Origin of the sequence: uncultured Bacteroides sp. (genome assembly GCF_910585845.1) — a bacterium.
Taxonomy (GTDB): Bacteria; Bacteroidota; Bacteroidia; order Bacteroidales; family Bacteroidaceae; genus Bacteroides.
The window spans coordinates 22,615-37,759 of record NZ_CAJUHF010000007.1; the positions used below are offsets into that span (position 1 = coordinate 22,615).

Annotated in this window: 12 protein-coding genes; 10 read left to right on the forward strand and 2 right to left on the reverse strand. The window is 42.7% G+C overall.

Annotation, left to right across the window (positions count from 1 at the left end):
* Window position 1: 1 nt before the first annotated feature.
* Together QZ323_RS03515 and QZ323_RS03520 are read right to left on the reverse strand one after the other, a co-directional pair.
* Window positions 2-2,989: a TonB-dependent receptor gene (locus tag QZ323_RS03515; protein ID WP_294632820.1), complete on the reverse strand. Its 2,988-nt coding sequence runs from the start codon at window positions 2,987-2,989 to the stop codon at window positions 2-4.
* A 265-nt stretch (window positions 2,990-3,254) separates the two neighbouring features.
* Window positions 3,255-3,419: a hypothetical protein gene (locus QZ323_RS03520; RefSeq protein WP_294632821.1), complete on the reverse strand. Its 165-nt coding sequence runs from the start codon at window positions 3,417-3,419 to the stop codon at window positions 3,255-3,257.
* 23 nt (window positions 3,420-3,442) lie between these two features.
* On the opposite strand from QZ323_RS03520, the gene QZ323_RS03525 reads away from it, so the two are divergent.
* The 10 genes from QZ323_RS03525 (at window position 3,443) to QZ323_RS03570 (ending at window position 14,888) form a co-directional block, all read left to right on the forward strand.
* The gene (locus QZ323_RS03525; protein ID WP_294632822.1) at window positions 3,443-4,636 is read left to right on the forward strand and encodes a site-specific integrase; all 1,194 of its coding nucleotides are present in this window, start codon (window positions 3,443-3,445) and stop codon (window positions 4,634-4,636) included.
* A gap of 243 nt (window positions 4,637-4,879) precedes the next feature.
* Complete coding sequence (locus QZ323_RS03530; protein ID WP_294632824.1) at window positions 4,880-5,464, forward strand: zeta toxin family protein; 585 nt, start codon at window positions 4,880-4,882, stop codon at window positions 5,462-5,464.
* Window positions 5,451-5,648 (forward strand): hypothetical protein, encoded by a 198-nt coding sequence (locus QZ323_RS03535; protein ID WP_294632826.1) that lies wholly within the window; start codon window positions 5,451-5,453, stop codon window positions 5,646-5,648. The genes QZ323_RS03530 and QZ323_RS03535 overlap by 14 nt, the downstream gene beginning before the upstream one ends.
* Window positions 5,649-5,860: 212 nt before the next feature.
* The gene (locus QZ323_RS03540) at window positions 5,861-6,136 is read left to right on the forward strand and encodes an ATP-binding protein (protein WP_294632829.1); all 276 of its coding nucleotides are present in this window, start codon (window positions 5,861-5,863) and stop codon (window positions 6,134-6,136) included.
* Between the two features lie 294 nt (window positions 6,137-6,430).
* Window positions 6,431-6,649 carry a hypothetical protein gene (locus QZ323_RS03545; RefSeq protein WP_294632831.1) on the forward strand — a complete coding sequence of 73 codons (219 nt, stop codon included), beginning with the start codon at window positions 6,431-6,433 and terminating at the stop codon, window positions 6,647-6,649.
* A 154-nt stretch (window positions 6,650-6,803) separates the two neighbouring features.
* Complete coding sequence (locus QZ323_RS03550; protein WP_294632834.1) at window positions 6,804-7,547, forward strand: retron system putative HNH endonuclease; 744 nt, start codon at window positions 6,804-6,806, stop codon at window positions 7,545-7,547.
* 459 nt (window positions 7,548-8,006) lie between these two features.
* Window positions 8,007-11,114: a SusC/RagA family TonB-linked outer membrane protein gene (locus QZ323_RS03555; RefSeq protein ID WP_294632835.1), complete on the forward strand. Its 3,108-nt coding sequence runs from the start codon at window positions 8,007-8,009 to the stop codon at window positions 11,112-11,114.
* A 23-nt stretch (window positions 11,115-11,137) separates the two neighbouring features.
* The gene (locus QZ323_RS03560; protein WP_294632837.1) at window positions 11,138-12,691 is read left to right on the forward strand and encodes a RagB/SusD family nutrient uptake outer membrane protein; all 1,554 of its coding nucleotides are present in this window, start codon (window positions 11,138-11,140) and stop codon (window positions 12,689-12,691) included.
* A gap of 18 nt (window positions 12,692-12,709) precedes the next feature.
* Window positions 12,710-13,585 carry a putative zinc-binding metallopeptidase gene (locus tag QZ323_RS03565; RefSeq protein ID WP_294632840.1) on the forward strand — a complete coding sequence of 292 codons (876 nt, stop codon included), beginning with the start codon at window positions 12,710-12,712 and terminating at the stop codon, window positions 13,583-13,585.
* Between the two features lie 10 nt (window positions 13,586-13,595).
* Window positions 13,596-14,888: a DUF4302 domain-containing protein gene (locus tag QZ323_RS03570; protein ID WP_294632842.1), complete on the forward strand. Its 1,293-nt coding sequence runs from the start codon at window positions 13,596-13,598 to the stop codon at window positions 14,886-14,888.
* The last annotated feature ends 257 nt before the right edge of the window (window positions 14,889-15,145 follow it).

Here is a 15,145-nt window from a genome sequence, read left to right on the forward strand (position 1 = left end):
TTTAAAATGCTAATTCTACGCCAAATACAAATTGACGGGTGTTAGGATAGTTGAAGCGAACAAGGTTAGTGTCCGGTTCCGGGTCGAATCCGCGGAATTTGGTCCAAGTCAGCAGGTTACGTCCGATGGCGAAGACATTGACGCGATTGAATCCAGTGCGCTTCAACAGTGAAGAAGGCAACGTATATTGCAAGGTGATGTTCTTCAAGCGCAGGAAAGAAGCGTTTTCTACCAAGTGAGAATCGAACTGGATAGCTTCTCCCAGTTTGGGAATGTCCGTTACATCACCCGGTTTCGTCCAGATATTCAACATGCGTACTGACTGGTTGACAGATTGTCCTTGGTCAGCATTTTCAATAAAGTAACTATCATTATTAATCATGTATTTCTTGCCCGACCAAGAGAATTCAGCATTCAGTGAGAGTCCTTTCCATGACAATTCCGTTCCGAAACCACCGGTGTAGGGGGCGAAGCGGCTCTTGCCAATCAATACGGCATCTTCTTCCTCATTGTAAACCTTAGTCAAGTTACCGTTCTTGTCATACCACATCGGCTTACCGTCACGTGAGTCTACACCTGCATAGCGAACCTGATACAATTCACCTGCGTCGTGCCCGATCTTGTACATCAAACCATAGTTGGGCATAGCAAATTCATCGCGACCGTCAAACAGTTCTACGATTTCGTTGTGGTTGTAGTTGAAGTTTGCCTTGACAGCCCAGTAGAAGTCGTTGCTGTTGATGAGGTCTAACTTGAAATCCAAATCAACACCTTGATTAACCATAGAACCTACATTACCCCAACCGGAGCTGAAACCAGTCGTATAAGAATAAGGTATTTCCATCAACATGTCTTCAGTCTTCTTGTGATAGTAGTCCACGTTCATGCTCAAACGGTCAAAGACACGGAAAGAGATACCAATATTGGCAGCTTTCACGGTTTCCCAAGTCAAGTCATAGTTGCTGGCTTGTGAGATACCCAGTGTGGCATCACTGTTATAGGTATTAGAACCGCTACCTATCAGACCGAAGTAGCCATAGTTGTCGATACCAGAGTTACCGGTAGTACCGTAGCTTGCTTTTACAGACAGCTCGTTTACCCAATCGGCAGCATCCATAAAGCGCTCTTTCTTCACATCCCACTTCGCGCCGAAAGAGTAGAACGTAGACCAGCGGTGGTCGGGAGCGAACAAGGAGCTGGCATCGCGACGGATGGTGAAGTCTGCATAATATTTTTCGTTGTAGTTGTAGTTTCCGTTGAAGAAATAAGAGTTGAATACGGTTTCACTCATTGAATCCGACAAATCAGAGATTGATACGGTTGTACCTTGGTTCAGTCTCATCTGGCGCACATCGGTATGTCCGGTTGCGTATGCACCGAAACTGCGGTCTTTAGTAATGATGGCTTCCTGTCCGGCCAGTAATGCTACATTGTGATCTTTCACATGGAACTTATATTCAGCCGTGTTCGTGTAAGTGAAAGAATAATAGCGTCGGAAACTTTGTTGGCTGCTACCGCTACGGGCTGCAATATTGTCTCCCATTCCTGTAACAATGGCATCATAGGGATATACCTGATGTTTGAGGGTATAGTCGAAGGCATCCAAAGCCTGCTGTGCGCGCACGGTCAATCCTTTGATCGGAGTCAGCTCTTCAAACAGGTTGATGTTACCGGAAACAATGTCACGGATGGTTTTTCGGTTGTCATTCACGAAAGAAGGAGTTGTCCAGCTCCCCGTATAGTGCAGTCTCTTGGCTTTGGCCCCGCGTATAAGCTGACCATTTTCTATCGTATATTCATAAGGAGTATCATATGGCAATGCCAGACGGGAGAAAGTTACCGGATTCTGTACATAAAGGTTGCTTCTGTCCTCATTCTCAGAATTCACTTCATAACGGTTGTATCCTAAATTACTTTGCATGCCGACTTTCAACCATTTGTTGACATTAGACGTGAAGTTGAAACGCAAGGCTTCACGACGCATGCCGGATTGTTCGATGATACCTTCCTGCTCGTGGTGGTTCAAAGAGAGGTAATAAGAGACGTTTTCACCACCTCCGTTTACCGAAGCATCCAGTGTATAGGTAGGAGCTGTCTTGAACATTTCGTCTTTCCAGTCGGTAGAAACGCCATATTGATTTACAAGAGTCTTGATTTCCTCTGAAACAGGCACTCCAATCATATCGCGGAACTGAACATATTGTTTGGCATCCATCATGTCCATCTTGTCGTCCACCATCTTGGATACACCATATTGGGCGCGCAGAGTTACTGTAGCTTTTTGGTTGAGCTTACCTTTCTTACTGGTAATCACAATAACGCCATTGGCAGCACGCGAACCATAGATAGAAGTGGAAGCTGCATCTTTAAGAACTGTGATGTTCTCAATGTCAGCCGGGTTCAGGGAGTTGAACAGGGTTGATGTAATAGGTGCACCATCCAAGATGAACAACGGTGTGGTAGAAGCGTTCAGTGAGTTTACACCACGCAAACGAATGGTTGCTGATTTCGAGGGGTCACCAGAAGAGGATAGTACGGACAGACCGGAAACCTGTCCGGAAAGGGCGTCCGTGAAGTTTGCAGTCACCACCTTTTCCAGTTTCTTATTATTAACGGTAGCAACAGAACCAACAACTGACCCGATTTTCTTTCCTGTACCATATCCAGTGATTACGACTTCTTCAAGTAGCTCTGAATCAGGCTTTAAAATAACATTCACACTCGGTTTGATAGCCACTTCCTGCGTCTGCATACCTATATAAGATATCTGCAAAGTCTTCGCGGAACTTGGTACGCCCGATAAAGTAAAATCACCATCCACACCGGTAATAGTACCAATCTGAGTACCTTTTACCAATACAGAGGCTCCAATAACTGGCTGCCCATCTTCTTCAGAAATCACAACACCTGTGACCGTCTGAGTTTGAGCAGTTGCTAGGCCTATTCCGACAAAAAGACAGGCCAATAACAGCATTAATTTTCTTTTCATAAATTCTCTCTTAAAGTTTAACTTTACATTAATTGTTTCTTTACTCTAACAAAATGCAAATATATTAATAAAACTGAAATAAACAATTATTTCCTTGAAAAAACCTTGTGATTCTGTCATTTTGTTAAAACATAGGCGCTTTTTATGCTCTAAAGCATATTTTCAGCTTTTAAAATATGCAATTTGAGATATAGATAGTGTCACTATGAAATGCACATTGAGGTTTCATTTCTTAATAAAAATGCCGATTGTTAATCTAAAACTGTTAAAAAGGAAGCGAAATAGGATTAAATTGAAAGGCATTTGATGCGGATTCACCTTTTTTTGCAAAGGATTTAGCATGCAGAAATTGCCTCCTCAACATCGTTTTTGCAGTTATTAAGTCTCCAAAATTTCCCCCGTTGTACATTATATCGTCTTCTTTGTTCATGGTATTAACTTAAAAGATGAAAAATGAATAAGATTATTTACAACTTGGTGTACAACCGAAAAAAATGCCTGAATAGAAAAGGAACGGCATTAGTGCAAGTGGAAGCTTACTTGAACAAAAAGAAGAAATATTTCTCGACCAAAGTTTATCTGCGTCCCGACCAATGGGACAAAAAAAGGTTGCTGATAAAGAATCATCCCAATGCCGAAGCGCTGAACCAATTGGTCTATGATTTTATGGCTATGATAGAGAGACAGGAACTTGAACTTTGGCAACAAGGGAAACCAATTTCTCTCGAAATATTAAAAGAAGCCTTGAACGATAAAAAGGAGCAAGAGGATCAGACTTTGTTTATCCCATTCCTGAAACGGGAAATCATGATCTCCAATCTAAAGGAAAGTACCAAGAGAAACCATCTGTCCACTTTGGCTCTGTTGCAAGACTTCAAAAAGGACATCACTTTTTCTGAGGCGACCTTCGAATTCATTACCGCATTCGAGTATTACCTGCAATCCAAGGGGTATCACACGAATACAATAGCCAAACACATGAAGCACCTGAAACGGCACATCAATGCTGCTATCAATAAGGAATATATGGATATGCAGAAATATGCTTTCAGGAAATACAAGATAAAGATGGTGGAAACCGGGCACACCCACCTGTCGCCGGAGGAGTTGGCGAAGTTGGAAAACCTGAAGCTTGCCGGTAAGCAGATGAAATATCAGAAGACACTGGATGCATTTCTGTTCTGCTGCTATGCCGGAATGAGATATTCCGACTTTGTGAACATGAAAGAGGAAAACATCGTCGAAATACATCAAGACACCTGGCTGATATACAAGTCGGTCAAGACCGGCACGGAAGTGCGACTACCGCTTTACCTGTTGTTTTGCGGGAAAGGCATCAGAATCTTGAATAAATATCAATCCAACCTGCAGGATTTCTTCTGCCTGAAAAGCAATTCGAATGTGAACAAAGAATTGGCGGCTATTGCCCAACTGGCAGGAGTGTCTCAAAAAATATCGTTCCACACAGCTCGCCACACGAATGCCACACTATTGATATACAACGGAGTAAACATTACGACCGTGCAAAAACTACTAGGACACAAAAGCGTGAAGACTACCCAACTGTATTCCAATGTTATGGATGTCACGATTGTCAATGATCTGATGAAAAGTCGCTCTTCCGTTCTTCTTACGAAAAAGAAGTGACGTAACAGTTCGGTCCGGAAAGCGTTATTCCAATTTCTACAATATCCGGACCGTAACCGAATCGTACCTGTTTGTATCTGTCTCGCATTTTTCATTCTATAGCTTGGAGTTGGTATGTAGTGGATATGGAGTTGGCATGAAGTCGATATGGAGCCGATATGCGGATTTTAAAAAACAATAACTATCAACTATTCACAATCTTATAAAAATGTCGTATGTTTGCACACAGATAAATGCACGAATATGGTTTCTAAAAAACAACTCTATATCATCAGTGGTTGCAATGGTGCCGGTAAGACAACTGCGTCCTATACCGTATTGCCAGACGTCCTGCAATGCAAGGAGTTTGTTAACGCCGATGAAATAGCTCGTGGATTATCTCCTTTCAATCCGGAAGGTATGGCCATTGAAGCCGGTAGGCTAATGCTGCAAAGAATTGATGGTCTGCTGAAAAACCAGGAAAACTTTTCTATAGAAACCACACTTGCCACAAGGTCTTATACGCGTCTTATTCATCGCGCACAAGAACAAGGATATAAAGTCAGTTTGATATATTTTTGGCTGAGTTCCCCCGACTTGGCTATTCAGCGTGTTGCCCAACGGGTACGTAATGGCGGGCACGACATTCCACGGGATGTCGTAATCCGTCGCTATCAGGCGGGAATAAACAATTTTTTCAATATTTATATGTCTAATGTGGATTATTGGCTATTGGCAGACAATAGCAATACGCCTCGTGTTATCGTTGCTGAAGGTGGACGAGGAGTGAAAACCAATATATCTCACGCGGATTTATTTAACAGAATACAGGGTTATGTCAGAAGATGAAAGAAAAGAACTAAGCAAAAAGTTGCATTTCGGTTTGGCACTGGCTGAACGCCGCATGCTTGAAGAAAAGGCTTTGCGCAATGAATACATCATACAAGGCTTGCCTAATGGAGAAATCAAGAGCGTGCCCGCACGCATCGTATTGTATCGGCTTTATGGTGAAAAGGGTCTGCAAAACCAATAAAAAGCCTGTCGGCATGGTGGTCTCATCCCAAAGTAGTTTAGAGCTCATCCGATAGTTGGATTATCCCGAACTTCAACAATTTGCCTTGAATTATCAATATCAAGATTGAAATTCATAAATTCCTGACTATCAATATATATGCAAACATTCAAGATTTGAATAGTTAGAAGAAAGCTAATGTAAAGATTAGCATTTGCAAAGAAAAATATATTATGCAGTTAAACGAACTCTATATACAGAACTTTCGTTGTTTCCAAGATTACCGTATTCTATTCGCTCCAGGAGTGACCGTGTTGTTTGGCAAGAACGGTTCAGGCAAGACAACACTGATTCACGCTATTCACAAGGCTCTTAGTTTTATTTTCAAACGAGAAAAAGAAAGCGATGCGCTTAACCTTGGTGCAGGTTTTCCCGATCTTAAACCACGCAACTATAGTAAGTCAGAGGACTTGGTAAGAGATCCGAAGACTGGATTCCTTACTCGATAGTGAATATTCATGCGAAAGCCACATTTGAGGGAACCGCTCTTGAGTGGCAGATGTATGCTCCCTCCTCAACCTTCAAGGTTCAGGAAAGTAAGTTTTGCCGAAGCTTTTGCCCTTCTGAAAAAACGCATTAGAGAGACCGATAAGTTACCCATGTTTGCTTACTTCTCAGACAGTTTTCCTCATGTCACCAAGACAACTAAACTCAACGAGACAGAAATGTCACTTCGTAATCTTGGCTACCTTGGTTGGGATGAAGAGACAGCCTATTCAGACCTTTGGATAAATCGTCTTTCCATGATTCGGACAATATGGGATCGTGCCAACCGTACCGTTGCCCAAGAAGAAGCAGTTCTGCAAAATAGCGAGATGTTCAAGTCGCAGGGCATAATACATGATGCAGAATATGAAGAGGACGTACGACTTCATCACATGCGTCTTAAGAATGCGCAACGTGAGAGGGCTCGCTATAACAGTGAGATTCAGGCGATCCGTAACTGCGTACGGCAACTGTGATGTCTAAGATACAAGCAATCGAAGCCTGTGTGTCCACAAAAGAACTCTCCAAAGCAAAGACTTTGCTTTCAGAACTTGAACAGGAGACTGATCCTACACAGCCTGACCTTGTGCGCCTTCGTGCAATAATAAACCGCTTGGCAATTATTGGCAGATGAGTCTCATAACAAAAGATTACACAACAGACGCTGTTCTTCGCTACAATGCAGAACTTCAAGCCCGGCAACTTGACGAGCAGAGTCTTCTCAATCCGAATGTGCATCCAGGGCTTAGCGGAAATAAGCTTTGGAAAATGGTACGAGACATAAAGGTCATTCCTCATCTGTGGGATTTGAAACATCAGATGTACGACGAACAGGGTGGATTATGCTGTTATTGTGGGCTGCGTATATTCAAAGATTCCGAGAGCCGGAAACTGTCAGTTGAGCACCTCGCTCCTAAAGGTGCTCATCGGGAACTTGTCGGTGAATACAAGAATCTGCTACTTTCATGTAGCGTTACCGAAGATGATGTAACCCTTATGGGTACTGACTCCTTGAATAATCCTTCTCTCAGACATTGTGATGGCAGTAAAGCAAACACTTCACTGCATTATACTCCGTTGATGCCAGAGTGTGAGACTGTGTTTCAATATGATTCGGTAGGAGGGATACAAGCTGAAAAACCAGAGGCCCAAGCTGACATAGAAACTTTGCGTTTGGATTGTGACTTGCTAAAAACACGCCGTAAGGCAGCTCTAAGCATCTTGTTCGATGAGAATGGAGCTTTTCTTTCTGATGACGAATTGCAGTCGATTTCAGAAAAAATCATGACTCGTGATGAAAACAATAGATTACCTGAATTCTGCTTCGTGATTAAGAATGTTTCAGATTCTGTAATATCGGGAACAAATCAATAATAAAAAAACAAACTCAATTGTATTTTAATCTATCCACAAAGATAGGAAAAGTTTCAATCATAATTGAATCTTTTTCCATATATTATATTTCTGTTCATCGTAACAGAATGTGCTATTTTAAATATTTACAACATTGAAGATGCTTGAACTACTAAAAAGGCGGATAATTCTTTTTAGATGAATTCGCTTGTGGAGAAGTTATAAATCTTGAGTAAAAGAATACCATTCAGTTCAAAAAGAACATTACAAGAGTTTAATAAGCAACAGTATTTATCAGAAATACGCTAATTATCAGCCACTAACAGTCCAATTACGGTATAAAACGGGTATCACGAAAAAGAGAATCCCCCTTGCCAGACAGCCTTCTGACGCATGGTTGGTGAAGATATATTAAGTTCCAAGCAAAATATAAGTATCTGATTGATAGTCTTATAAAAAAGGTATAGTTCCGCGAAAACTTTGCAGATATCTTATATAGGTATGCAGACGCAGGAAGTGGCTATCAAACCGAGTGTGAAAGTAACATTGAAAACGGATAGTGAACTTTTGGAAGAGGTAGTCGTGACAGGTATGCAACGTATGGACAAACGTTTATTTACCGGTGCTGCTACCAAACTGACGGCAGACAACGTGAAATTGGACGGTATTGCTGAAATTAGCCGTGCATTGGAAGGTCGTGCTGCCGGTGTTTCTGTACAGAATGTCTCTGGTACATTTGGTACCGCACCTAAAATCCGTGTGCGTGGTGCTACATCTATCTATGGTAGTTCAAAACCGTTATGGGTGGTAGATGGAGTGATCATGGAAGACGTTACGGAAGTGGATGCCGATGCACTCTCTTCCGGTGATGCAGAAACATTGATTTCTTCTGCCATTGCTGGATTGAATGCGGATGACATTGAAAGTTTCCAAATCCTGAAGGACGGTTCCGCCACATCTATTTATGGAGCACGCGCTATGGCCGGTGTGATTGTCGTTACGACTAAGAAAGGTAAGGCCGGCAGCAACAAGATCAGCTATACAGGTGAGTTCTCACTCAGACTGGTTCCCAGCTACAGAGACTACAACATCATGAACTCCCAAGAGCAAATGGGCGTGTATCGTGAAATGGAAAAAGCCGGTTATCTGAATCTGGCAGAAACCTACCGTGCTTCCGATAGTGGTGTATATGGTAAGATGTATCACCTGATCAACACATATAATCCAACCACAGGAAAATACGCACTGGCAAATACAGCAGAAAGCCGTAACGCCTATCTGCAATTGGCCGAATACCGCAATACCGACTGGTTTGATGTATTGTTCAACAACTCTGTATCCCAGAACCATGCAATCAGTATGTCATCCGGTACGGATAAGGCATCTTATTACACTTCTTTAAGCGTAATGAACGATCCGGGATGGTACAAACAGAGCGAAGTAAAACGATATACTGCCAATATCAATGCTTTATACAATATTGCACCGAACCTCTCTTTAAATCTGATAGGTAACGGATCATACCGTAAACAAAAAGCTCCGGGAACACTGAGCCAAAGTGTTGATGTGGTGTCTGGTGAAGTAAGACGTGACTTTGATATCAACCCGTACTCATATGCATTGAATACGTCACGTGCGCTCGATCCGAATGAATATTATGTTCGCAACTATGCTCCCTTCAATATCTTGAATGAATTGGACAATAACTTCATGAAACTGGATGTTGTCGACTTGAAGTTCCAAGGCGAATTGAAATGGAAACCTATCAAGAAGGTAGAACTGGCTGCACTGGGTGCATACAAGTTCTCGACAACGACCCAATCACACGAAATACGTGACTATTCTAACCAAGCATGGGCATTCCGTGCAATGGATGATGCCACTATGCGCGATGCCAATTCGTGGTTATATACCGATCCGGATAATGCCAACTCGCTGCCAATAAGCGTATTGCCGGTCGGCGGTTTCTATCGGGAGACCAAATATGCGATGAACAGTTATGACTTCCGTGCAACGGTCAGCTACAATGATGTGTTCAACGAAGATCATATCTTCAACTTCTTCGGAGGTATGGAAACGAATGCTGTAGACCGTAAGAAGACGTGGTTCAACGGTGTAGGTATGCAGTACGAAATGGGTATGTTGCCTGCTTATGACTATCACTACTTCAAGCAAGGTAATGAAGAAAACTCACAGTACTATACTGTAGACGAAACTCGTAGCCGTTCCGTTTCTTTCTTTGGTACAGCTACTTATTCATACCAAGGTAAATATACCATCAACGGTACAGTTCGTTACGAAGGAACCAACAAACTGGGAAAGAGCCGTTCGGTACGCTGGTTACCTACCTGGAACCTTTCTGCTGCTTGGAACATGCATGAAGAGAAATTCTTTGAAAGCCTACGTCCCGCTCTCTCTAATTTCACTTTAAAGGGTTCTTACTCATTGACTGCCGACCGTGGTCCTGCCAGTGTAACCAACTCTAAAGTGGTTATCCAAAGTTATAACCCGTGGCGTCCGTTTGCCAGTGTCAACGAATCCGGTCTGGAAATCTATGACCTTGAAAACAGTGAACTCACTTACGAAAAGAAACACGAGGTGAATATCGGTGCCGACTTAGGATTCCTGAACAACCGAATCAATCTTGCCTTCGACTGGTATAAGCGTAACAACTATGACCTGATCGGTATCATCAACACGATGGGTATCGGTGGACAGATCACCAAATATGCCAACGTGGCAAGCATGAGATCTCATGGCGTGGAATTTACTTTATCTACACGCAACATCGTCACTAAAGATTTTAAATGGAATACGGACTTTATCTTCTCTAAGGCAAAGAACAAAGTGACCGAACTTGAATCCCACTCCCGCGTTATCGACATGATCACCGGTACCGGATTTACAATGGCGGGCTATCCGGTACGTTCGTTGTTCTCAATGGATTTCCAAGGGCTGAACAAAGAGGGGTTGCCTACATTCATCAACGAAGATGGCAATCTGACTGTCAGCGATATCAACTTCCAAGAGCGCGACAAAAAAGATCACCTTGTGTATGAAGGTCCGACAGACCCCACAATCACTGGTAGCTTTGGTAATGTATTCAGTTATAAGAACTTCAAACTGAATGTCTTCATGACTTATTCATTCGGTAATGTCATTCGTCTGGATCCGGTGTTCAGCAACAGATATTCGGATTTGGATGCCATGCCGAAGGAATTCAAGAACAGATGGACCGTTGCCGGTGATGAAAACACGACAAACATTCCGGTTATCGCCGACCAACGTCAGAACTCAAACGACAATTACCTGCAATATGCTTACAATGCGTACAACTACTCTACTGCCCGCGTAGCCAAAGGTGATTTCATCCGTATGAAAGAGATCTCCTTATCTTACGATTTCCCGAAGAAGTGGCTTTCTCCGCTGAAGATAAGTGATTTATCGCTGAAATTGCAGGCAACCAACCTCTTCTTGATTTATGCAGATGACAAACTGAATGGACAAGATCCGGAGTTCTATAACACCGGTGGTGTAGCAGCACCTGTTCCCAGACAATTTACACTGACTGTAAGATTAGGTATTTAATGAAAAGAAAGAGAATAAGAATTATGAAGAAAAGTTTATTATACACAGTGATTGGCTCGGCCATGATCTTTACGTCATGTAGCGATTTCCTGGATACGATGCCAGACAACAGAGCCGAAATTGATACAGAGAATAAGATAACCTCCTTATTGGTATCCGCTTATCCCGGCAATACGGAAGTGGTGATGGCCGAAATGGCATCAGACAACGCCATGGACAACAGTGCCCGTTTTACGGTTGAGTCGGAAGAACATGAAGACGCCTACTTGTGGAATGACATCACAGGAACAAACAATGATTCTCCTAAATCATTCTGGAATGCTTGTTACAGTGCTATTTCTGCAGCAAACCATGCCTTGGCTGCCATTGAAGAGATGGGTAACCCTGCCAATCTGCAAGCACAGCGTGGAGAAGCACTGATATGCCGTGCATACGGTCATTTCGCACTTGCCAATATCTTCTGTCTGCCCTACAATCCGGAGACAGCCGACAAAGATCTGGGAATTCCTTATGCAGAAGTTCCTGAAACAGAAGTAGCTCCGCTGTATGAAAGAGGAACCATGAAAGAACTGTACGCGCATATCAATCAGGATATCGAAGAAGGTCTTCCTCTGATTAATGACGAGATTTACACTGTTCCCAAATATCATTTCAACAGAAAGGCAGCCCACGCCTTTGCCGCACGTTTCAACCTGTATTATCACAACTATGACAAAGTGATCGAATACGCCAACGTCGTACTGGGAAGCGTGCCTGCCAAAATGATGAAGAACTGGAACAACATCGTGATGAATACGGCTTCCAACTGGGAAGTACGTGTCGACATGTATATCTCTGCCAGCGAGGCTGCCAATCTGCTGTTGCTGCCGGTAACCTCTTCTTGGGGATATTGGGGCGGTCCTTATAACTTAGGTCGCAGATACGGACACTCTAAAGAAATCTGTACCGGCGAAACCGGACGTGCAAACGGTATGTGGGGAGCGTATAGTAATCTGTTGCCATTCAGAAACATGTGGGGATTTGATGAGAAAATGGCGACAACCAAAATCGGTGGTTACTTCTTCTATGTAGATAAAGTGAATGGTATCGGTTACCGTAAGAACGTGATTCTGGCATTCAGCGCCGACGAAACACTGCTTTGCCGCGCAGAAGCTTACGCTTTGAAAGGTGAAAGTTTCTTGGATAAAGCAACTGAAGATATCAATATCTGGTTGTCTTCACATACATTGGGAGGCTTGCAAGTGAGCACACAGGACATTGTAGATTATTATGGAGCAATCCCTTGTATGCCGCTTGACAACAGCACACGTACCGTGAAAAAGGAGTTGCATCCACGAGGATTCACCGTAAACGAAGGAGCACAGAAAGAAATAATCCAATGTCTTCTTCATCTGCGTCGCATCGAAACCATACACGAAGGATTGCGGTGGCAAGATATCAAACGTTATGGCATTGAGATTTCCCACAATCGGGATGGTCTTGCCAATGATATCCTGAAAGTAGACGATCCGCGCCGTGCCATGCAGTTGCCGCAAGATGTTATCAACGCAGGACTGGAAGCTAACCCAAGATTTTAAAACTAAAAGAATATGAATATGAAAAATATAAAGTGGTTATTTATATTATTCGCTATGACTGCATTGTGGTCTTGTAGCGAGGAGGATTTGGATTCTAACAGCATCTTCGGACCGGATGCAAGTGTCAAGAACGAATTTGATACTTGGTTGCTCCACAACTATACGGAGCCTTACAACATTGATTTCAAGTATCGTTTTGAAGATAAAGAATCGAATGACGATTACAACTTGGCACCGGCCGATTATAACAAAGCTGTAGCATTGGCAAAAATGACGAAGTATCTTTGGATCGAATCATACGAAGAACTGTTAGGCCCCGATTTCATACGTACTTACTGCCCCAAAGTGATGCACCTTGTAGGTTCTCCGGCATACAATAGCCAAGGTTCTATCGTACTGGGTACAGCAGAGGGCGGACTGAAGATTACATTATATAATGTAAATGCCATCGACCTGAACAACATAGACATCGAAACGCTGAATTACTGGTATTTCAAGACTATGCATCATGAATTTGCACACATCTTGCACCAAACCAAGAATTACTCCACTGACTTCAATCTGATTTCAGCAAGCAACTACCAGTCAAGCAGCTGGGTAAATGTTACTGATCAAGAAGCATTGAATATGGGTTTTGTCTCTCCATACGCAAGTTCTGAAACGCAGGAAGACTTTGTGGAAATCATCTCAATCTATGTGACACACAGTGCCGCATACTGGAACAGCCTGGTAGGAAGTGCAAGCGCAGATGGGCAGGAGATGATTAACCAAAAACTGGCATTGGTAAAAGATTACCTGACCACGACTTGGGGAATAGACTTGGATGCCCTGCGTGATATCGTGCAACGTCGTTCGCAAGATGTCTTGACAATGGATTTAACAACACTTAATTGAGAGAAGAAGTATGAAAAAGATATATTACAGTTTACTTTATTTGGTTGCAGCGCTGACGATTGTCGCATGTACCCACGAAGAAGAGGATTTGTTTGATAGTTCGTCAGCTGTCCGCGCCGATGAAGCTATAGTTGCCGATTTATCGGTCCTGACCGGTTCGGAGAATGGATGGTTGATGGAGTATTTCCCGGAAGCCAACCAAGCGTATGGAGGATATAACGTTTTGCTGAAATTCGGTACGGATGGCAAAGTGACTGTTGCCAGCGAACTATATGGTGCATCTCAGACAGCAACCAGCCTTTTTTCTGTAAAACAGAGTGCAGGCATTGTGCTTTCATTCAATACGTATAACACGATATTCCATCTGTTTTCAGATCCGGCAGACCCCACAGGAGCCGGTGGCAATGGTTACGGACTGGAAGGGGATTATGATTTCCTTATTTTGGAGGCAACTCCCGAAAAGGTGGTCTTGCAAGGGAAAAAGTCCGGAGGTCTGGCTGTCATGACACCGATGAACAGCAACTGGAGTGAGTATTTGACTGCTATTCAGGAAGCCGATGGAGCCATGACTTTCTCTAAATACAAATTGGAAATGGGTGGTCAGGAAATGCCTGTCTCAATTTCTTATCGTACATTGACTTTCACGTATGAAGAGGATGATAACACGGTGTCAAAGACTGGCTCTTTCATCGTAACCCAGACCGGTTATAAATTCTATGAACCGATCGTTGTCAATGGAAAGACGATTGAAGGATTTGTTTTTGACGCTGCAAATGACCTGTTCACGGAAGCCAACGACGGAAGTATCAAGCTGATACCGGTAATACCGCCTCTGAACGAGCAATTCGTAACAGGTAACTGGTATATCGCCTATAGCCAATTGGGTAGTTTTGCACAAACCTATTTTGCACACTGTAAACAGAACTTCATGGATCAAGAAGGTGAAGAACTTATTCAAGCTTATATGGGTTCGGCATCATATGGTAGCTTTGGTTTCAATTTCATTAGTCATGCCAGTGATGGTAACTATGGAGGTTTATTAGGATATGATTATGAACTGATTGGTGAAGATCAGGTCTCTTTGGTTTTCAACCTTACAGGGGAAGGAAATGGCGTTTGGTATCATAATAATATGGGATTCCATTTCCTGTTGAATCCGTTTGGATATAGTGCGCCACGAGTTTTCACACTAACAACGGATAATCCGACTTCTCCTACTTACATCACACTGACAGAGGATGATAACCCGAATAACTCAATGACGTTGTTCGCTAGTCAGATTGATTATCCGTTCAGAAACTAAACCCGTTCTGAAGATTATAACAGTATTTTTTCAGCACCTTGATAAGGTGTTTCATTAATAAAGTGTTTGATCTGGGGAGATGTCGTGAGACATTTCCCCATTATTAATTAATGACCGGCTTTCTCTCTATTCCTAATAGAGAAATACAACATCTCCACTAACTCTTTTAACTGAAGTGCCGTAGCATTGAAATCAGGCAAAAAAAGTATCTAAAGATACTCGGCAAAGTATCTTTAGATACTTTGGCATGTATGTTA

What these genes read in the sequence shown, in the direction of transcription:
- QZ323_RS03535 (WP_294632826.1), top strand. Translation starts at nt 5,451, where the DNA reads ATGTCAGAAGATGAAAGAAAAGAACTAAGCAAAAAGTTGCATTTCGGT.
- QZ323_RS03550 (WP_294632834.1), top strand. Translation starts at nt 6,804, where the DNA reads ATGAGTCTCATAACAAAAGATTACACAACAGACGCTGTTCTTCGCTAC.
- QZ323_RS03570 (WP_294632842.1), top strand. Translation starts at nt 13,596, where the DNA reads ATGAAAAAGATATATTACAGTTTACTTTATTTGGTTGCAGCGCTGACG.
- QZ323_RS03540 (WP_294632829.1), top strand. Translation starts at nt 5,861, where the DNA reads ATGCAGTTAAACGAACTCTATATACAGAACTTTCGTTGTTTCCAAGAT.
- QZ323_RS03545 (WP_294632831.1), top strand. Translation starts at nt 6,431, where the DNA reads ATGATTCGGACAATATGGGATCGTGCCAACCGTACCGTTGCCCAAGAA.
- QZ323_RS03560 (WP_294632837.1), top strand. Translation starts at nt 11,138, where the DNA reads ATGAAGAAAAGTTTATTATACACAGTGATTGGCTCGGCCATGATCTTT.
- QZ323_RS03520 (WP_294632821.1), bottom strand. Translation starts at nt 3,419, where the DNA reads ATGAACAAAGAAGACGATATAATGTACAACGGGGGAAATTTTGGAGAC.
- QZ323_RS03565 (WP_294632840.1), top strand. Translation starts at nt 12,710, where the DNA reads ATGAAAAATATAAAGTGGTTATTTATATTATTCGCTATGACTGCATTG.
- QZ323_RS03515 (WP_294632820.1), bottom strand. Translation starts at nt 2,989, where the DNA reads ATGAAAAGAAAATTAATGCTGTTATTGGCCTGTCTTTTTGTCGGAATA.
- QZ323_RS03530 (WP_294632824.1), top strand. Translation starts at nt 4,880, where the DNA reads ATGGTTTCTAAAAAACAACTCTATATCATCAGTGGTTGCAATGGTGCC.
- QZ323_RS03525 (WP_294632822.1), top strand. Translation starts at nt 3,443, where the DNA reads ATGAATAAGATTATTTACAACTTGGTGTACAACCGAAAAAAATGCCTG.